The 18408-nt window shown below is 63.9% G+C and carries 25 protein-coding genes; 6 read left to right on the top strand and 19 right to left on the bottom strand.

The features are described from left to right. The 16 genes from ACN0S5_RS00555 to ACN0S5_RS00480 form a co-directional block, all read right to left on the bottom strand. Positions 1-432 carry an NlpC/P60 family protein gene (locus tag ACN0S5_RS00555; RefSeq protein WP_417205015.1) on the bottom strand — a complete coding sequence of 144 codons (432 nt, stop codon included), beginning with the start codon at positions 430-432 and terminating at the stop codon, positions 1-3. Next, the gene (locus tag ACN0S5_RS00550) at positions 429-1313 is read right to left on the bottom strand and encodes a DUF2163 domain-containing protein (protein ID WP_417205013.1); all 885 of its coding nucleotides are present in this window, start codon (positions 1311-1313) and stop codon (positions 429-431) included. Before ACN0S5_RS00550 ends, ACN0S5_RS00555 begins: the two co-directional genes overlap by 4 nt. After that, the gene (locus ACN0S5_RS00545) at positions 1313-1945 is read right to left on the bottom strand and encodes a TIGR02217 family protein (protein WP_417205012.1); all 633 of its coding nucleotides are present in this window, start codon (positions 1943-1945) and stop codon (positions 1313-1315) included. The genes ACN0S5_RS00550 and ACN0S5_RS00545 overlap by 1 nt, the downstream gene beginning before the upstream one ends. 10 nt (positions 1946-1955) lie before the next feature. Beyond that, positions 1956-2615, bottom strand: coding sequence for a phage tail tape measure protein (locus ACN0S5_RS00540; RefSeq protein WP_417205011.1), 660 nt, complete (start codon positions 2613-2615; stop codon positions 1956-1958). Then, positions 2612-2815, bottom strand: coding sequence for a rcc01693 family protein (locus tag ACN0S5_RS00535; RefSeq protein ID WP_417205010.1), 204 nt, complete (start codon positions 2813-2815; stop codon positions 2612-2614). The genes ACN0S5_RS00540 and ACN0S5_RS00535 overlap by 4 nt, the downstream gene beginning before the upstream one ends. Next, positions 2802-3134 carry a gene transfer agent family protein gene (locus tag ACN0S5_RS00530; RefSeq protein ID WP_417205009.1) on the bottom strand — a complete coding sequence of 111 codons (333 nt, stop codon included), beginning with the start codon at positions 3132-3134 and terminating at the stop codon, positions 2802-2804. Before ACN0S5_RS00530 ends, ACN0S5_RS00535 begins: the two co-directional genes overlap by 14 nt. Then, on the bottom strand, positions 3134-3541 hold the full coding sequence (locus tag ACN0S5_RS00525; protein ID WP_417205007.1) for a phage major tail protein, TP901-1 family: 408 nt from the start codon (positions 3539-3541) through the stop codon (positions 3134-3136). Before ACN0S5_RS00525 ends, ACN0S5_RS00530 begins: the two co-directional genes overlap by 1 nt. A 22-nt stretch (positions 3542-3563) precedes the next feature. Beyond that, entirely contained in the window at positions 3564-3971 is a 408-nt protein-coding gene (locus ACN0S5_RS00520; RefSeq protein ID WP_417205006.1) for a DUF3168 domain-containing protein, read from the bottom strand. Next, entirely contained in the window at positions 3968-4303 is a 336-nt protein-coding gene (locus tag ACN0S5_RS00515; RefSeq protein WP_417205004.1) for a head-tail adaptor protein, read from the bottom strand. Before ACN0S5_RS00515 ends, ACN0S5_RS00520 begins: the two co-directional genes overlap by 4 nt. Beyond that, positions 4300-4893, bottom strand: a complete 594-nt coding sequence (locus ACN0S5_RS00510; protein WP_417205003.1) for a head-tail connector protein — start codon at positions 4891-4893, stop codon at positions 4300-4302. The genes ACN0S5_RS00515 and ACN0S5_RS00510 overlap by 4 nt, the downstream gene beginning before the upstream one ends. A gap of 157 nt (positions 4894-5050) precedes the next feature. Continuing rightward, a complete protein-coding gene (locus tag ACN0S5_RS00505; protein ID WP_417205002.1) occupies positions 5051-6232 on the bottom strand; it encodes a phage major capsid protein in 1182 nt (393 codons plus the stop codon). Between the two features lie 28 nt (positions 6233-6260). After that, positions 6261-6800, bottom strand: a complete 540-nt coding sequence (locus ACN0S5_RS00500) for an HK97 family phage prohead protease (RefSeq protein WP_417205001.1) — start codon at positions 6798-6800, stop codon at positions 6261-6263. Between the two features lie 80 nt (positions 6801-6880). Then, entirely contained in the window at positions 6881-7099 is a 219-nt protein-coding gene (locus tag ACN0S5_RS00495) for a GTA head formation protein, RCAP_rcc01685 family (RefSeq protein WP_417205502.1), read from the bottom strand. 1 nt (position 7100) lies between these two features. Continuing rightward, positions 7101-8300 carry a phage portal protein gene (locus ACN0S5_RS00490; RefSeq protein ID WP_417204999.1) on the bottom strand — a complete coding sequence of 400 codons (1200 nt, stop codon included), beginning with the start codon at positions 8298-8300 and terminating at the stop codon, positions 7101-7103. A gap of 206 nt (positions 8301-8506) precedes the next feature. Beyond that, positions 8507-9784, bottom strand: a complete 1278-nt coding sequence (locus ACN0S5_RS00485) for a DNA-packaging protein (protein ID WP_417204997.1) — start codon at positions 9782-9784, stop codon at positions 8507-8509. Positions 9785-9797: 13 nt separating this feature from the next. After that, the gene (locus ACN0S5_RS00480; RefSeq protein ID WP_417204995.1) at positions 9798-10160 is read right to left on the bottom strand and encodes a hypothetical protein; all 363 of its coding nucleotides are present in this window, start codon (positions 10158-10160) and stop codon (positions 9798-9800) included. A 268-nt stretch (positions 10161-10428) separates the two neighbouring features. On the opposite strand from ACN0S5_RS00480, the gene ACN0S5_RS00475 reads away from it, so the two are divergent. The 3 genes from ACN0S5_RS00475 to ACN0S5_RS00465 are packed head-to-tail and all read left to right on the top strand — an operon-like array spanning position 10429 to position 12768. Beyond that, a complete protein-coding gene (locus ACN0S5_RS00475; RefSeq protein ID WP_417204993.1) occupies positions 10429-11619 on the top strand; it encodes a pyridoxal phosphate-dependent aminotransferase in 1191 nt (396 codons plus the stop codon). Then, positions 11606-12415, top strand: coding sequence for an isocitrate lyase/PEP mutase family protein (locus ACN0S5_RS00470; RefSeq protein WP_417204992.1), 810 nt, complete (start codon positions 11606-11608; stop codon positions 12413-12415). Before ACN0S5_RS00475 ends, ACN0S5_RS00470 begins: the two co-directional genes overlap by 14 nt. Further along, entirely contained in the window at positions 12412-12768 is a 357-nt protein-coding gene (locus tag ACN0S5_RS00465; protein WP_417204990.1) for a TfoX/Sxy family protein, read from the top strand. The genes ACN0S5_RS00470 and ACN0S5_RS00465 overlap by 4 nt, the downstream gene beginning before the upstream one ends. 57 nt (positions 12769-12825) lie before the next feature. Here ACN0S5_RS00465 and ACN0S5_RS00460 read toward each other — a convergent pair whose 3' ends face one another. Next, positions 12826-13974 (bottom strand): hypothetical protein, encoded by a 1149-nt coding sequence (locus tag ACN0S5_RS00460; protein WP_417204989.1) that lies wholly within the window; start codon positions 13972-13974, stop codon positions 12826-12828. Continuing rightward, positions 13958-14380, bottom strand: coding sequence for a nucleoside-diphosphate kinase (gene ndk / locus ACN0S5_RS00455; protein ID WP_323770054.1), 423 nt, complete (start codon positions 14378-14380; stop codon positions 13958-13960). Before ndk ends, ACN0S5_RS00460 begins: the two co-directional genes overlap by 17 nt. 203 nt (positions 14381-14583) lie before the next feature. Here ndk and ACN0S5_RS00450 point away from each other — a divergent pair, with 203 nt between their 5' ends. The 3 genes from ACN0S5_RS00450 to ACN0S5_RS00440 all read left to right on the top strand — a co-directional run bounded on the left by ACN0S5_RS00450 (position 14584) and on the right by ACN0S5_RS00440 (position 17887). Then, positions 14584-16443 carry an ABC-F family ATP-binding cassette domain-containing protein gene (locus ACN0S5_RS00450; RefSeq protein ID WP_417204987.1) on the top strand — a complete coding sequence of 620 codons (1860 nt, stop codon included), beginning with the start codon at positions 14584-14586 and terminating at the stop codon, positions 16441-16443. Positions 16444-16627: 184 nt separating this feature from the next. Continuing rightward, positions 16628-17248 (top strand): MarC family protein, encoded by a 621-nt coding sequence (locus ACN0S5_RS00445; protein ID WP_417204986.1) that lies wholly within the window; start codon positions 16628-16630, stop codon positions 17246-17248. 57 nt (positions 17249-17305) lie between these two features. Beyond that, entirely contained in the window at positions 17306-17887 is a 582-nt protein-coding gene (locus ACN0S5_RS00440) for a retropepsin-like aspartic protease family protein (protein WP_417204984.1), read from the top strand. Between the two features lie 37 nt (positions 17888-17924). Here the strand turns inward: ACN0S5_RS00440 and ACN0S5_RS00435 are convergent, their stop codons facing one another. Continuing rightward, positions 17925-18383, bottom strand: coding sequence for a DNA polymerase III subunit chi (locus ACN0S5_RS00435; protein WP_417204982.1), 459 nt, complete (start codon positions 18381-18383; stop codon positions 17925-17927). Positions 18384-18408 lie beyond the last annotated feature (25 nt).

The raw sequence follows: 18408 nt of genomic DNA, 5'->3' as shown, positions 1-18408 counted from the left end.
TCAATCTCCAATAGGAAGGGCAAACCGGGCCACCACACGCCGCGCCCAGGGCGCGCTCAGGGCGCTCTCGATGACACCATGTCCGCTATAGGCATGGATAAAACTCGCCATGCCCCCGGTCCGCGCCTGAAGCCCCACATGTTTCGCGATTGATCCGTCGCGCATCCGGAAGAGCAAAACGTCACCCTCCGCCGCATCGTCGCGGGCTTTGGGCACCATGTGCTGCAAGCCCGCCCGCCACAGGCGTTCATCGCCCTGCGGTTCCGACCAATCCATGCTGTAGGCGGGCACCTCTTCAGGCTCAGGCCCGATCACTTCGCGCCAGACGCCCCGCAACAGTCCCAGACAGTCGCACCCCGCGCCTCGGCACGACGCCTGATGCACATAGGGCGTCCCAAGCCACCCCCGCGCCGCATAAACCACCCGGTTCATCGGCGGCTCCCACCATCAAGGCGTTTGGCATAGCTTGGGTGAACCGTGATCCAGTCCTCTTCGGGTAAGTCCGGAAAACCGCGAAAGTTCAGATGGTTGCCGAATTTCGCCCGACACGTCTCAAAGCGTTTGTCACAGCCTGCTGTCAATCTGACCATATCTCCGACGACCGGCACCGCGCGAAGCGGCTCCCAGATCTCGATCACTCTTGCACCATCGGTGCGCAGGTAATCGCGCTTGATCGCCCCCGTCAGCCCCTGCGCTGCGCCGCTGCGTATCTCCAGTCGCCCTCGCTGAAACCATCCGACAGAAAAGCCGTCCAGGGCTCCGGTTATGAACACCCGGTTTTCTTCGACCTCCGCCAATGTGCCGTCATGCAGATAGCCACCCGCCGAAAGGTCAAAACCGCAGTCCGCATCCCCCAGAACCGCGGTACACGGCTTTTGAAAGACCCGTCCAACGGGCCGATTGAGCCTTTCGGTCAAACCGCGCAATTCTGCGTGAAATGCGCCGTTTGCGCGACGCACCTCTCCGATGCTTCCGCGGAACATCACGCGGCGTGCCGACACGTCTGCCCAATTGACCAGCCACGCCACCACCTCGGCCCCGTCATAGCGCCCGGCGGAGATATCCGCCTTGCTGATGGCGCTGGCGCTCAGTGCACCCATGGCCTCGGAGTTGTCGACAGACAACCCGGTCGCCTGACTGAGAGCACGGGCCGACAAACCGCTATCGGCCTTGAAGACCAACCCGTCAAAGCTCAGATCCCGGTCGTGATCGGTGAACCCAAGGCGGGTGCCATCCGTGCGCGTGATCGCCCATGCCCGCGCCACGGTGGTCAGTCCGCCCGCCAGATGGGCGTGCAACTCTGCCGCGCCCATCAGACCCGCACCTCTACCACGGGCACATCCGGGATCTGACCGGCATTGAACGCCCCGGCACTGACGTGGATGCGATCCGTGTCAAACCGCACCGGTACATCAAAGGCAAAGCCTGCGCGGATGTCTTGCCCGACACCCGGCGCGCTGTCCAACGTCACGATCCCGGTGGCGGTGTCCACGATGAAACCGGCCCCCTCTGTCAGCCCGACACCGTCGACCTCGACCAAGACGGAACCGGCGACTGGTTTGGTCACTGGACGGGAATAGCTGATGCCTCCGGAAACATAGGCCTTGGAAAGCGCAAAGCTCTGGTTCGCACCGTCCCCGGTCCCGATCGACTGGTCCGCGGCCGACGGTTCCTGCGACGGCGCACATGATTTGAAATCCGCCCAGTCTTTCCAGCGAAAGCCGAACAACTGTCCCTGACGGGCCTCGAAAAACGCGATCAGCTCTGCCAGATCGTCCATCGACCGCAGACCCAGCCCCGCATCATAGCGTCGGCGTGAATGCGCCCAGGGCGTATTTCGCTCTTCAAAACCAGAGGTCAGCGCCACGATGTCAGTGCGCCGTTCGGGTCCACCGACGGAGCCAAAGCTCAGGTCAGTGGGAAATCTCACGTCGTGAAAGCTCATGTCACTCTCCTCAGCGGTTGCGCGCGCCACGGCTCAGCGCCTGGCTCATGCGTGCAGCAATCTGGCTCTGGCTGCGCTGAAAGCCTGCGGTATCGGGCGTGGATATGTTCATCACCACCGTCACCGGCGATCCACCGCCGCCATCTGAACGCACGCCCAGCTTGCCGTCAGGCCCACGGGTCAAGGGCATGATCGCCTCTGGCCCTGCTTCGCCCATCAACCCGGTCCCGCCCCGCATCGGGAAAGTCGTCGGGCTGCTCACCACGCCGCCGTTGGCAAAGGGCATAACCCGCCCCTGCGCAAAACCCGCGCCATTCGCAAAGGGCGAATAGCTGCCGAACATGCCTGACACCGCCGACGACAGCAGGCCCCCCACGTGGTTCGCCACCGGTGTCACCGCCGCCTTCCAGGCCGCGTCGATCATCGATTGGGCCACAGTCTGCAACGCATCGGACAGTTTCATTCCGTCCAGCACCACACCGTCGATTGCCCGCGCCACGCCCCGGCTCAAAGTCGCTTCCAGCTTGGCGGCACCACGACCGGTGGCCGAAAACGTCTCATGGATGCGTTTCAACTCGGCATCGAACTGCGCCGCCATGCCGACCGCGCCGCCCAGCGAGGTTTCCAGTGCCTCGACCTGGCCTTCCAGGTCATCGATCATGTCACTCATGTCTCGTCACCTCTCATCTTGTCGTCCGGAAAGGCTGTCATCAGTTCGGACAGCCGCGACCGACCCATCGGTTTTGCCCCGTCGCCCTCGCCCAGCATCAGTTGCAATTCGGCGGGCGTCAGATCCCAGAATTCCCACGGTTTAAGGCCAAGACCCCGCATGCCCGCCCGCATCAATGTCGGCCAGTCAAACCCCGCCATCGCGCGACTCCGGCAACATGAAGGCGCGCGCCAGCAGTGCGGCCGCCGCCCGTGCCGCCGCCATCGGCCCGCCATCGATCTCAGAGGACAGCAGGTCAGACGCGCGACCGGTCCATCCACCGCCCCGCAGTCCCGCCACAATCAGCGCCAGCACGTCCCGTGTGCTGAACCCGCCGGATTCGAACCGTTGCACCAGATCCACCAGAGACCCGCTCGCAAGCCCGGTTTCCAGTTCGGCCAACGCGCCCAGCGTCAACCGCATCACGTGGCTCTGGCCGTCTACGACCAGAACCACGTCACCTCGCCACGGATTGCCCATCAGGCCGCCGTGAAAGTCAGCGCGCCCGCCGACGCCAGCGCCAGTTCGTAGGTCGCCTCGCCATCATGCGCGCCGGCGTATTCGATTGACGTCACCTGAAACGGCCCTTCGACAACGCCGAAATCCGGGATGATCACCTGAAACGCCGGGGTCTCGCTGTTGAAAAACATCTGCCGCGCGCGTTCGTCCGTGGTGCCGTCCTTGAACACCCCCGAGCCGCTGAGGCTTGCCGATTTCACACCGGCCCCGGCCAGCAACTCCCGCCAGCCGCCCGTGGATTCCAGCGTCGTCACGTCCACCTGCTCGGCGTTAAAGCTGATGCGCGTCGCGCGCAGCCCCGCCAGCGTTTCAAACGTGCCGCTCACGTCCACCTTGATCAGCAGGTCTTTCCCGTTCTGTGCCGCCATGTCTCTTACTCCAGATGAAAACTCAGTTGTCTTCCACGCGCGCGCGAAAGGTCAGATCGATGCGCCGCAGGCCACGGCTTTCGCGCCCGGCCTTGGCCTTTTCGAACCACAGTCCCACAAGGGTTCCCCGGCTCAGGCCCAAATCGGCTCCGTGCAGCGCGTCGCTGATCGCTGCCGCCGCCTCCTTGGCGGTTTGAAACCCCGAATTTGACGTGACGACCGAGACAAGGAACCGGTGCCAGGCCCCCGCCCCGCCCTTGTCGCCCGCGTCCTTCGCCGTCTCCGGCCCCAGCGCCACGTAGATCGGCGGCAAGGCCCCGGTGGGCAGCGCGTCGTAGATGTCCGCCCCAACAATGGCCGACAGGGTCGCGTCGCCCTGAAGTCGCGCATAGACTGCCGCCTGCAAGGCCCCGGATACTGCATAACTCATGGCGCAACCTCCTCTTGGCACTGGCAAATCAGGTACAGTCCGGAAGGTTCTTCCTCGGTCACGGCCTCGATCCGAAAGAGGCGCGCGCCCATGCGCAACCGCTGACCCGGCTCCGGCCGACTGGAATGTCCCTGCGGGGCGCCACGCGTGATGATCCGAAATGCCCCAACCGAAACCGCCCCGGTTTCGCCATTGGCCAGCCGCCCGGTTCGTGGTTTGACCGAAGCCCAGAGTGTGCCCAGCGCGCTCCATGTTTCCTCAAAGCCACCCGCGCCATCGGTGACCCGTTGGGGGGCTTCCAGCGTCAACCGCCTGTTCAAGGTCCAGCTCATACGCCCAACCCCACACGCACCGGGCGATAGCGGGCGATCAGGCTCGTCACGCCGAACGGCATGCAGCCTTGGCTCAGCGCGGTATCGCTCCGGTATTCGTAATAGTGCGCCGCCAGCATCAGCACCGCTTGCTTCAGATCCTCGGGCACCGCATCGAAAGTGGGGCCGTATCCGGCGTCGAAACGGATCTCGACCGTCCCCCCCGTGGGAACACGCGGAAAAGTGGTTGCCATAGGCCGCAGGCGGGGATCAAAGGCATCCTTGTGCAGCCTGTAAGCCCCCGGATCGACAACCGTCGCAACTCCATAGGCATCCACCAGGGCCACTTCGGTAATCGCCTGAACAGGCGCCACCGGCAGCCGCTGGCCATCGGGTGCGGTCCACTCATCCAGAGTCACCAGAAAACCGCGTGTGACCAAGGCTTTGCTTGTGCGGCCCTCAATGGCGGCCAGCGCCGCGCGCAGGAACGAGACCAATACCGGATCTTGCAGATCGCCTTCGGTAAAACCGCTGCCCAGCAGCAGGTGGTCCTTCAGAGCATCCACCGGAAGCGCCGCTTCCAACACCTGGGTTTCTTCCACCAACATCATGTTTTTTCTCCGAAATCCTCGACCATCCCTTGTCCGCCAGGCGGTTGGACGCGCGCCGCCCCGACTGCACGGGCGGAGGGGTAGCTGGACAACCTGAACAGGCGCGCGCCCGCTGAGAGACGGACCGCGTGGCCCGCCTCCCATCTCATGGTCAGCCTCAGCTGACGGCGATACGCATCAGCTTGATCGCTGCGAAATCGCTCACATCGCCGCCCACCCGCTTGGAGGCGTAGAACAGGACGTGCGGCTTGGCGCTGAAAGGATCACGCAGAACACGCAGGTCCGGGCGTTCCGCGATGGTGTACCCGGCGGTGAAATCCCCAAAGGCAATCGGATAGCTGTCCGCTTCGATGTCGGGCATGTCCTCGGCGATCAGAACCGGATAGCCCAGCAGGCGGCCCGGTTCGCCAAAGGCAAACCCGTCGGCCCACAGGTGACGGCCATCCGCGTCCTTCAGCTTGCGCAGCGCGCCGGCGGTCTTCGAGTTCATCACAAACGTCGCCTTGGCGCGGTAGGGCGCATTCAGCGCATAGACCACGTCGATCAGCGCGTCGCCGTCACCAATCCCCGTACCCGACCCCGAGGGAACATAGCCAAGGTTGCCCCAGCTCCAGGTCGAATCCTCGACGATGGTGTGGTTGAGAAAGCCACGCGGCTTGTCGTTACCATCCCCGGCGATGAAGGCCCCGGCCTCCGCCCGCGCGAACTTCTCGGCAATGCGTCCCGCCAGCCAGGCATCGACATCAAAGGCGCTGTCGTCCAGCAGGCGCTGTGACACCTTCGGCATCGCATTCAGCTCATACAGCGGGATCGAGATACGCTCGATGGTCGGTGTCCCGGTCTCAGCCGCCGATCCGGTCTCGTTCGCCCAGCCCGCACCGGTGTCGTTCTGGTCGATCAGCACATCAAAGGCGGAGGCATCCACATTCACCACATTGGCAATCTGCCGGATCGAGGCCGTGGTGTTCAGTGACGACTTGATCGTCTCCGCAGTCTGCGGATCGACCAGATAGCCACCGTCAGAGTTGATGGCGGTCGACATTGCCTTGCCTTCCAGCTCGAGACCACGCAGGCCGTCGTCGTCGCCAGAGCGCAGATAGGCATCAAAGGCCTTTTGGTGGGGGGCTTCGACCTCGGTACGGGTCGAAAGCGCCGGGCGGTTCGCTTTTGCGGTCTTGTGATCCAGCATGGTCAGTCGCTCTTCCTGTTTCTGAAGCTTTTCTTCAAACTCGGCCTGAGAGGCCCTGTAGTCCCCGATCAGTCCCGCCATCGCGGCACTCACCCGGGCGACCGGAGACAAATCTTCCCCGGTCCGAGACTTGGTCTCGGTCTTGTTCATCCCTAGTTTCCCTCATGAGTGGCGCGCGTCAGACGCCCGCCAGGTTGCGGCGCATGCCCTCCAGGGCCTCCGCCAATTCACGCAAGGCAACGTCGTCCGGGGTTTCCCCCTTGGACGCCACCCGCGCACTGGGCAGCATCGGGAAGGTCACCAGCGACACCTCCCAAAGCTCCAGTTCCGTCAGGACACGGTGGCCCTTGTCGTTCTTGGTGGCTTTCAGCGTGCGATAGCCAATCGACAGCCCGTCGATCGCCCCCGCCTCGATCAGCGCCGCCGCCTCACGGCCACGCTCGACACAGTCCAGCAGCCGCCCTTTGACGAACAGCCCGCGTTCGTCCTCGCGCACCTCGTCCCAGATCCCGATGGGTTGCGCAGGGTCATGCTGCCACAGCATCTTGACCGCGCGCCCTTCTCCGGCCAGCCGCGCCAGAGAGCGGGCATAGGCCCCGCTGGCGACCACATCGCCGCCCTGATCGCAGGCTCCAAAGAGCGAGGCATAGCCCTCGATCCTGTGCCCTTCGACGGTCACTTCCGCATCGAAGCGAGAGAATTTGTGTTCCAGATCCATTCAATTCCCTTTCCTTGGGCTCGGGGCCGACCGCGGTGACAACAGCCGCTCCGGACGTCCCCTGATAGTCTCGCACCCCCTCAGGGTGCGGCGGTCAGCAATCCCTGAAACACATCCGCAAGGATGGCCCCCGCGACGCCGTAGACCGTCAGCCACAGCCGCCGCTCCAGCCGTTCCATCAACAGCTCAAGCCGCTGAAAACGGTCTGTCAGGGCATCGAACTGCAATTTGCTGACCCGCTCATGCGCCTCCAGACGCAGCCCCGGCGCGCAGGTAAAAGGATCGTGCCTTGAGCGCATTTCAGTCACTGCCCGTCTCCTCCATCTCAGCCGGCAACCCCAGCATCCGACGCTTTTCGGCAGCGGTCAGGAAATCGGCCGTTGCAACACGGTTCCACTGAGCGTCGCGCTCGACCGCCAATGCCGGCACCTGATCAAGGTCGGGGGTCAGAACCACTTCCTCGCCAACCCAGGTCGACAGCCAGCGCCCGACGCTCGCCGCGACCTTGGTCGCCAGCGGCAGCACCGTCTGGCGGTAAAAGGCGCGGTGCGACTCGGCATAGTTGGCATAGGTCGCCTCGCCGGTGATCCCCAGCAGCATCGGCGGCACACCAAAGGCCACCGCGATCTCGCGCGCCGCCGCTTCCTTGGTTTTCTGGAACTCCATGTCCGAAGGCGAAAAGCCCATCGGCTTCCAGTCAAGCCCACCCTCCAGCAGCATCGGACGCCCCGCATTGCGCGCACCCTGGTGATGCATCTCCATCTCGGATTGCAACCGTTCGAACTGTTCGGGGCTCAACTGCCCCTGCCCGTCCGCGCCATTCCAGACGATTGCACCAGAGGGCCGCGCCGCATTGTCCAGCAATCCCTTGGACCAACGCGAGGCTGCGTTGTGCACGTCCACCGCCTGCGCCGCCGCCTGCAAGGGCGACAACCCATAGTGATCATCCTGCGGATGGAACGCCTTCACATGACAAATCGGAGAGATCGCGCCGGTCACACCAAAGCGATGCTTGCGCCCGCCTACGGCGTATTCATAGGCCACCGGCCAGCCATCGGCACCGGGCACAACGCTCATCCGGTCGCTGCGCAACACATGCAGCTCAAACGGCAGCCCCTCGTCGCCCGCCACGGCCTCGACATAACCATCGCCCGACAGCAGCAACTGACCATACAGAGCCTCGAAAAGTTCCGCCCGGCCCTGACCGGGGTTCGGTGCCGCGATCAGCTTGAGGATCGGATGCTCGGCATAGCGGGTTGCATTGTCCTGCAACACCAGCGGCAAGGCCGCCGCCGCTTCGGCAATCAGCTTGACCGCGCGAAAGCCCACCGGGTTGCCGGCAAAGGCCTGCTTGGTCAGCGATACGGTATCCCGCGGGCTCCACGCAACGCGACCGCCGTTCAGATGCGCCACGACCCGGCCCGTCGCCGAGGCCTTGGCCTCCGGCGCGCTCGCCACCTCCGGCCCCTGCCCGTTCCGCCGCAGAAAATCGAATACCATCCCTAGTCGCTCCTTTCCTCAGGCGGCCCAAGGGCCCGCACTGTCCCGCCCGCGACAGCCGGGGGCGGTCGCGTTGCAGGTCATCTTCGTCTTTGGTTTGGGTCAGAGGCTTGCTGCCCCTGCGTCTCATGAAGCAAACTATGGCGGGCGGATTAAGACCGCGTCACACCACCGTTCGGCCCTCGCGCAACGGCCGCAACGGGCCGTTAAAGCCCGCGCACCTGCGGCGTCCGCTTCACCGGGCGTTTGCCCAGCATCAGTTCCGTCAGCGCCCAGACCAGCGCGTCCACGCGGTCGGGACTGCCAGCGCCATGATAGCCATGCGGCGTGATCAGGCACATCTGCGATTCAAGCTCGTCCAGCCCGCGCGCGTGTTTCACGCGCCCCTGCTCATACAGCGCGGCCACCGGCTCGGCCCGGACGGATTTCCCCTCCGTCGCATGCACCGCCTTGTAGGACACATAGGGATCGACCTGCCGCAACGTTGTCTCAACCATCGCGCCGCCCTGATTGACCTCGGCCACCACACGGTCCGCCTGCCAGCGCGCGGCGGCCTCGATTGCCGCCGTCGCCCAGCCCGTCGGCGACAACCCCTGGATCGAGGCATCCTCCAACACATAGGCCCGGCGGTCGCGCGGGTCGTCTGCCTCGACGATCCCGGCCACGACAATCCCGCAAGCATCGGACTTTGGCCCCTTGCCCGCAGGCGGATCGACTGCCACCACAACCCGGTCCAGCTCCGGCAGTCGCCCTGCACGCGCGCCGTCAAACATCTCGCGCGTCCACAAGGCCCCATCGACCTGATCCAGCAACACGCCGTCCAACTCCTGCAACCCCAAAGACTGCCCCTCATAGCGCGCCCGCACTTCCTCAAGGAAAGAGGCCGCCAGATGCGCCCGGTTCGCCTCGGTCCGGGCATGGGTCGACACGGTCGAGGGCGTCTCAAGCAGTTCCTTCAACACCTCGACGTTGCGCGGTGTCGTCGTCACGCAAACACGTGGCGCCTCCCCCAGACGCAACCCGAATTGCAGCATGTCCCAGACATCCTGCGCCTTTTTCCATTTCGCCATCTCATCCGCCCAAGCGCCGTCAAACTGAGGCCCGCGCAGCGCCTCCGGGTCTTGCGCCGAAAACACCGTGGCTTCCGCCCCGTTCGGCCAGATCAGCGTGCGGCGCGAGGCGTTGTAAGTCGGCTTACGGTCAAACGGCGAACAGGCCATGATTCCGCTATCACCGTAAATCATCACTTCGCGCGCCTGATCATAAGTCTCGCCAATCAGGGCAATCCGTCGACAACGCCCCTTGTCCATCGGCTTGGCCCCTTCTACCTGCGCGCGGACCCATTCGGCACCGGCCCGTGTCTTGCCCGCACCACGCCCGCCCAGAATGACCCATGTCCGCCAGTCGCCCTCGGGTGGCAACTGGTGCGGATGGGCCCAGAACTCGAATAGATAGGGGAGCGCAAGGCGCTCCCCGTCGGTCATTTCATCCAGAAACCTATCCTTCACCACAACAGGTGCGGAGGCTATCCAGGCGGCACCCGACCGCAAATCTCGCGGCGTCGAGGTCAAGCCCGTAGGCATCTCCGATTCCTTCGTCTTTTCTGATGATTGCTTCAAGTTCCAACTCCGTTTCTCGGGCCGCACGCAGCCAGTATTTCAACTCATTCAAGGCGCCACTCGCCTCGGTCTTTTTCGCGATGTCTCCCCGACGGACCCTGCTCTGAAGCTCCTCGATCTGATCGATGAGTTCCGCGATCGTCGCTGTCGCCCGATCACGTTGTCTGCGCAGCCGCTCACACCGCTCGTTGGCGGTGATGACGATGCGCTGTTCTTGTTCTTTTTGCTCTGCTCTGCTCATGCTCGACACCTTACTTGCCTGTAGGTTTTTGCCCCTCCGGGGGTGCAAGGCACGAAAAACGGCCCCAAAGGTCTCCCCCAGGGGCCGCCTGCCGCACCTCGTCCAGCATGGGAAAAACATACGGTCGACCGCGCGATGGGTCAATCCCACCCCCGCGCGCAACCAACTGATTTCATTCACACTTCCAAACCAAACCTTAACAGAGGCCAAACCTGCTTGCCGCGCGCCTGCGCCTCTGGCAAACCATTTTCAACGAAAGGAACCCGCTATGCCCCATCTCTCGACCCGCATCACCACGCTCAACGAAGGCGGCTCTGACGGGTGGGAGGTGTTCTACCGCGCCCGCGCCATGGCCGCCGCAGGCCAGCCGGTGACGGAACTGACCATCGGCGAACATGACATCGGCACCGACGCCTCGATCCTTCAGGCGATCCACGCCTCGGCCAGCGGCGGCCACACCGGCTATGCGATGGTTCCGGGCGTTTCGGGGCTGCGCAAGGCCGTGGCAGAGCGCATCACCGCCCGCACCGGCGTGCCCACCGGCCCCGAAAACGTGCTGATCACCCCCGGCGGGCAGGCCGCGCTGTTCGCGGCCCATGTCGCCGTGCTGTCGCCCGGCGATGCGGCGCTCTACATTGACCCCTATTACGCCACCTACCCCGGCACGATCCGCGCCGCCTCGGGGCGCGCGGTCCCTGTCCCGACAGAGGCGGACCGCGCCTTCCTGCCGCAGGGGGCCGCGATCCGCGCCGCCGCCACGACCAGCGGCGCAAAAAGCCTGCTGGTCAACACGCCCAACAACCCCACCGGCACGGTCTACCCGCGCGAAACCCTGCAAGAGATCGCCTCCGCCGCCATCGACCACGATCTCTGGCTGATCTCGGATGAGGTCTATGACACGCAGGTCTGGCAAGGCGACCACATCAGCCCCCGCACCCTGCCCGGCATGGCAGAGCGCACGCTGGTCGTCGGGTCGATGTCCAAAAGCCATGCCATGACCGGCTCGCGCGCCGGTTGGCTGGTTGGCCCGAAAGAGGCCATCGACCGCCTCATCGACCTCGCCACCTCGACCACCTACGGCGTGCCCGGCTACATTCAGGACGGCGCGCTGTTTGCCCTCAATCAAGGCCCCAATCTAGAGGACCAGATCGCCGCCCCCTTCCGCCGCCGCCGTGATCTCGCGCTCAAGGTGATCGCCGAACAGAACACCGTCACCGCCATCCCCGCGCAGGGGGCCATGTACCTGATGCTCGACATCCGCGCGACGGGCCTCTCGGGGCGCGACTTTGCCGAGGCGCTGCTGGACGAACACCTGATCGCCGTCATGCCGGGCGAAAGCTTTGGCAAATCTGCTGCCGGTCACATCCGCGTCGCCCTGACCGCGGCGGACGACCGTCTGGTCGAGTCGCTGAAAACCCTCTGCGCCTTTGCCGACAACAAGGCCCATGCCGATGCCTGACAGCTTTCGCGCCATGCACCGCCCCGGCGATCCCTTCATCCTTGCAAATGCTTGGGATGCCGGATCGGCCAAGATGCTGGTCGCGATGGGGGCCAAGGCCATCGCAACCTCATCGGCGGCCCACGCCTTTACGCTGGGCCGCCCCGACGCCGGAACCATCACCAGAGACGAGGCCTTGGCACATGCCCAGGACCTCATGGCTGCCGTCAACGTCCCCGTCTCGGGCGATTTCGAAAACGGATTTGGCGAGGCACCGGAAACCTGCGCCGAAACCGTGCGCCTTGCCGCCGAGATCGGCCTTGCTGGCATCTGCATCGAGGACACCGCCCTCCCCGGCTCCGCCCCCTATGACGCCGCCCTCGCGGCAGAGCGTATCCGCGCCGCCGCCAGCGCCGCCCGCGCCCTGCCGGGCGATTTCTTCCTCGTCGCCCGCGCCGACGGGATTCTCACCGGCCACTACGACACCGAAGAGGCCATCGCCCGCATTCAGGCGTTCGAATCCGCAGGCGCCGACGGGGTCTATGTCCCCGGCCCGCCCTCGATGGCGGCGCTCGGGCGCTTGGTCAAAGCCACCGGCCTGCCCTTCAACGCCCTCGTCTCCGGTCCTTTCGCCAATCACGCCCGCGCCGACTTTGCCGCCCTTGGCGTGGCGCGCCTGTCCCTTGGTTCGGCACTGGCCCGCGCCACCTACCGCACGATCCACACCGCCGGAGAGGCCATGTTCGGCACTCAAGGGCGCTTTGACACGCTAACCACCGGCCTGCCTTTCGACGTCCTGAACCCCATGCTGAAATGAGCGGCACCCCGGTCAGCAGCATCCGCAACCTCGGCCCGGCGTTTGAAACGGCCTGCACAGAGGCCGGCATCCCCGATGCCGAAACCCTGCGCGCCCTCGGCCCGGATGAGGCGTATCGCAGGCTGCTGCTGTCCGGCCAGCGCCCGCATTTCATCGGCTACTATGTGCTGCACATGGCGCTCCAGGGCCGCCCTTGGAACGACTGCAAAGGGGCCGAGAAGGACGCCCTTCGCGTCCAGTTCGACGCCCTAAAGGCGGGCACCAAAGCCACCCCACAAAACGCGCTGGACCGTATTCTGAATGAAATCGGCGTCATTGACCCCAGCCGCCACCCCAGCAGCCGGGCCCGTTGATGACAGGCGTCCGCACCACGGCGGGCAACCCCAAACGCCGGTCAATCCCCCAATGACCTATCTCAGGTCGCGCAACAGAGTATCCGGCGTGTAACCGACCCAGGAATTGAAATTTCTATCCCCTATCGGAAGCGCATCGTATTCAGACGCCGTGACGCGATACCGGGGTTCGAAATCGTAGTATTTGATGTCGCAAAAATCGTTGGAAAAGTTGTTCACCCAAACGCTCCAGTCACGATCCAGATCGTCCGAATAGTCCCGCCTCATGGCCTCATCGGTCCTGAGATCTCCGGGGGAAAAGTCTACAATCGGCTGATCCCGGAACCGGCGAAGGATCAACGTACAAAGCAGAACCGGATCAACCCCCTGACGTCCAACCCCTTTTTTCGTATCGACATCGATGCCCCAGACCGCCGCCTTTTCCACCGTGTCGATCCACAGGAAATCATTGCCCTTGTGACGCAGCATCTCTGCCAGCAGGGATCGCGGAAACCTGTTGACCCGGCTCATGGAATTGGCGTCGTCCAGATCCTTGGCGATCCGGGCGATCGCATCTATGGCAAGGTCGAACGCCTTTGTGACCGTCGCACGATCATACGACCGGTCAGGAACCTCCAGATCCGGCGCATGGAACCCCAACCGCGCCGTCGGATGCATGCTCCTTTGGATCGGCGTATAAATGTCGAACCGCAGGGTTCCGCCCATGAACGCCACGGCGCAGGCCGACAGACATTCCGCCCCCTCGGCCAAGACCGTGGGCACAGAATACGCTGTCAGGACTTCTGCAATCTTGACACCTTCGTTCAGGGCGCCACCCGGACTGTCAAGACACAGCGCCTGTATCGAATTCTGCCCATCGTCCAGGTATCCCTGACGCTCCAGCAGGGTCCGCAATGTGTCCGCGTCTCCTGCCGTGATCCGGCCAGACAACCGCAACGTGCAAGCCACGTTGTGTGAATCAAAAAGCGTGGGTGGCGCGACCACGACAATCTCGGCGGCGGAAAGCAACCGGGGCAGGACTGTCAGACAAAAGACGAAAGTCAAAACACGCATGTCTGAATTCTCCACATCAGCGGAATATTCAAACAGTGCACGCGGCGGCACGATCGAGTCAACGACTCTGTTCTGCAAACGAAATGGGCCGCCCCAAACCGGGACGGCCCAATCAATAGTCGCAAAACGGTATGGTTCAGCCGACCAGTTCAAGACCCGAAAAGAAGAAAGCGATCTCTTCCTTGGCGGTGTCCGGCGCGTCCGACCCGTGGACCGAGTTTTCGCCAACCGATTCCGCAAATTCGGCGCGGATGGTGCCCGGTGCGGCATCGGCGGGGTTGGTTGCGCCCATGACTTCGCGGTTCTTCAGGATGGCGCCTTCGCCTTCCAGAACCTGCACGACAACCGGCTCAGAGGCCATGAATTCGCACAGTTCGTCGTAGAACGGACGTTCGGCGTGCACGGCGTAGAACTGGCCGGCCTGCGCCTTGGTCAGGTGAATGCGCTTCTGCGCGACGATGCGCAGGCCCGCTTCTTCGAACTTGGCGTTGATCTTGCCGGTCAGGTTGCGGCGGGTGGCGTCGGGCTTGATGATCGAGAAAGTGCGCTCAAGGGCCATGGGATGCTCCATCGGTTTAGCGCCGGACGGTGTGTCCGGGGCATGAATGATGCGCGGGGCGGTAGCATGGGGCGCGGCGATTGGAAAGCCCGCCAATGTGACGCGGTTTTGTCGCAAACGAATTTTCGACGAAAATTCGTCTCGGCCCGCCGACGCAACGCCGTGCATTGACACCCCCGCGCGCCTCTGGCACGCGCCTTGCCATGTTGAAGATCGAAAACATTTCCTTTTCCGTGGACGGCCGCCCGCTGTTCGACGGGGCCAGCGCCACAATCCCGGACGGTCACAAGGTCGGCCTTGTCGGGCCCAATGGCGCGGGCAAGACCACGCTCTTTCGCCTGATCAAGGGCGAGCTGACGCTGGACGGCGGCGATATCTCCTTGCCGCAACGCGCCCGCATCGGTGGCGTCAGTCAGGAAGTGTCGGCGTCAGAGACCTCGCTGATCGACACCGTGCTGGAGGCCGACACCGAACGCGCCGCCCTGATGGCCGAGGCAGAGACCGCCACCGGTGTCCGCATCGCCGAGGTGCAAACCCGCCTCGCCGACATCGACGCATGGAGCGCGGAGGCCCGCGCCGCCACCATCCTCAAGGGCCTTGGCTTTGACGACGACCAGCAAAAACAGCCCTGCTCCGCCTTTTCCGGCGGCTGGCGGATGCGCGTGGCGCTGGCGGGTGTGCTCTTTGCCCAGCCCGACCTGCTGCTGCTGGACGAACCGACCAACTATCTGGATCTCGAAGGCGCGCTGTGGCTGGAAAGCTACCTGATGAAATACCCGCACACGGTGATTGTCATCAGCCACGACCGCGGCTTGCTGAACCGGGCGGTGAACACGATCCTGCATGTCGAGGACCGCAAGCTCACCTATTACGGCACGCCGTATGACGGATTTGTCAAACTGCGCGCCGAAAAGCGCGCACAGCTCAGCGCCACCGCCAAGAAACAGCAGGACCGCCGCGCCCATCTGCAAGGGTTTGTCGACCGTTTCCGCGCCAAGGCCTCCAAGGCCAAACAGGCCCAAGCCCGCCTCAAGATGATCGAGCGGATGGACATGGTAACCCCGCCCGAAGAGGCCGCCAAACGGGTGTTCTCTTTCCCGCAACCCGATGAACTGTCGCCGCCGATCATCAATATCGAAGGCGGCTCAACCGGTTACGGTGACACCGTGGTTCTGCGCCGCCTGAACCTGCGCATCGATCAGGACGACCGCATCGCGCTGTTGGGCAAAAACGGTCAGGGCAAATCGACCCTGTCCAAACTGCTGTCAGACCGGCTGCCGCTGATGGACGGCCGCATGAACCGCTCGTCCAAGCTGCGCATCGGCTATTTCGCCCAGCATCAGGTCGATGAACTGCATCTGGACGAAACGCCTTTGCAGCACGTCCAACGCGAACGCCCCGGCACCCTGCCGCCGAAACTGCGCGCCCTGCTGGCGGGCTTTGGCCTGATGGCGGCGCAGGCGGAAACAGAGGTGGGCCGCCTGTCCGGTGGACAAAAGGCGCGTCTGTCGCTGTTGCTGGCGACGCTCGACGCGCCGCACCTGCTGATCCTCGATGAGCCGACCAACCACCTAGATATCGAATCGCGTGAGGCGCTGGTTGAGGCGCTCACCGCCTATTCCGGAGCGGTGATCCTTGTCAGCCACGACATGCACCTGCTGTCGATGGTGGCGGACCGGCTCTGGCTGGTGGGCGACGGCACGGTGAAACCCTACGAGGATGACCTTGACGCCTATCGCACCATGCTGCTGACCCGCGACGCCCCGGCGAAACCGTCGAAATCCAGCAAGGCCGCGCCGGGCAAACCCAAGCGCCCCTCGCGTGACCAGATGCAGGAACTGCGCTCCGACGTCCGCAAATGCGAAGACCGCATAGCCAAGATCGAAGAGATGCGGGAGAAACTGGCAAAGAAACTCGCTGATCCCGCGCTTTATGAAAATGAAAAAGTCGGCGAGCTTGAGGTCTGGAACAAGAAATACGCCGAAGTCATGACAGCGCTCCACCGCGCTGAAGTGATGTGGGAAACGGCGGCGGAAAAACTGGACACGGCAGAAAACGCCTGACCAAGGCGCGTCCCTTCTTCCCTTGTACCTTGGGCGTAGCCTTCGGACGCAAAAGCGCTCGATCCGTCGGGCGGGGCCTTCAATACCTGAGACGGATCGCGCGGGACAGCGCCATGCAAACGGACCCTCGACCAGTTCCTCCAACGATCTGGACAGTTTTGCACTTCGCCTTTAGGCCATGACCATGGACACCGCTTTTCTCATCAGCGCCTTTGTCACCTTGTTTGTGGTGATCGATCCAATCGGGCTGACGCCGATCTTTATCGCGCTCACCCAAGGCACCGACGCGCGCCATCGCCGCATGGTGGGCTACCGCGCCTGTGGAATCGCCTTTGGTATCCTGACGCTCTTTGCCTTTTTCGGTGAGGCGGTTCTGGGGTTCATCGGCATTTCCATGTCCGCCTTCCGGATCGCGGGCGGCATTTTGCTGTTCATCACCGCGCTGGACATGCTGTTCGAACGCCGCACCAAGCGGCGCGAAGACAAGGCCGACGAAGAGGAATTCCCGGACCCTTCGGTCTTTCCATTGGCGATCCCGCTGATTGCCGGACCGGGGGCCATTGCCTCGATCATCCTGCTTGTCGGTCAGACGGGCGACACGGTCGAGGTCGTGTCCATCCTTGCCGTCATGTTGGCCGTCCTGCTGGTGGCCTTGGCGCTGTTCCTGATCGCCGGGCCGATCGAACACCTTCTGGGACGCGTCGGGATCAACGTCGTCACGCGGATTCTGGGGATGTTGCTGGCGGCCCTGTCGGTGCAATTTGTGCTGGACGGACTGCGCAATTTCGGACTGGCGCCCGCCTGACCCTGTTACCCGCCGCGGAAATCCCTATCTTTTGGATGAACCACAGGGAAACGCGTCATGTCCGGAGACCAGATCGGCAATCTCATCTACCTCGTGCTGCTGGGCGGCGTGCTGGTCAGTTGGTTTTTTGTTCAGGGCCGCGCGAGCCTTGGCAAAACGATGCAGCAGATGGCGGCCTGGGCGCTGATCTTCGTCGGCGTGATCGCGGTCTACGGACTGTGGACCGATATTCGCGGCACCGTCCTGCCGCAGCAGATGGTCTTTGGCAGCGAAGGCCGGGTCGAACTGCCGCGCGCGCCGGACGGACATTACTACGTCACCTTGCAGATCAACGACACGCCCACGCGCTTTGTCGTGGACACCGGCGCAAGCTCGGTCGTGCTGACACGCGCCGCGGCGGAACGCGCCGGGATTGACGTGGCCAGACTGCACTTCCTGTCCGAGGCCATGACCGCCAACGGCACCGTCCAGACCGCGCCGGTCACGCTGGACACGGTCACGCTCGGCCCCTTTGCGGATCAGCGGGTGGCGGCCTATGTGAACGCGGGCGACATGCAGAATTCGCTGCTGGGGATGACCTATCTCGACCGCTTTTCCAGCCTCCAGATTTCCGGCGGCAAACTGGTGCTTCAACGGTAAGGCAGGCCCGAATTTTCGCCGAAAATTCGTCTCTCCCTCAGCTTTCCGCCTTCTTCTCCCAGCGCCCCGATTCCTCGGACCAGTAATGCGCCTTGCAGCCCGCCCCGGTCAGGGCCCGCCACTGATCGCGCGCGCGTTGCAAGGCTGCGCCATCCTGCCCGTCGAACAGGACGCACACCCTGTCCAGCGCGATGACCTCTTCGGCCGCGACCTCTGCCCCGTCTATGGCCATCAGGCAGCCCGGCGCATTGCCTGCCTGCATGTCGGTGGTCAGCAAAATGGGTTGATCGGCGTCATGCGGCCCACCGGACAGGCCGTGTGGCAGGAACCCGTCCTCGGGTCCCTGCCACAGTTTCTGATCCAGCCAGTCCATGCGCCGCGGATCGGTGCCGCGCACCGCGACCCGCCAACCGCGACCCAACGATTTCCCCAACAGATCCGGCAGAACCGCCTCAAGCGGTCGCCGGGTCAGGTGGTAGAAAAAGGCCTCTCCCATATGTGGCTCCGACCGCCGATGCGCC

The organism is Antarctobacter sp., assembly GCF_048262615.1.
GTDB lineage: Bacteria > Pseudomonadota > Alphaproteobacteria > Rhodobacterales > Rhodobacteraceae > Antarctobacter.
This window is presented reverse-complemented; position numbering and strand designations above follow the sequence as displayed.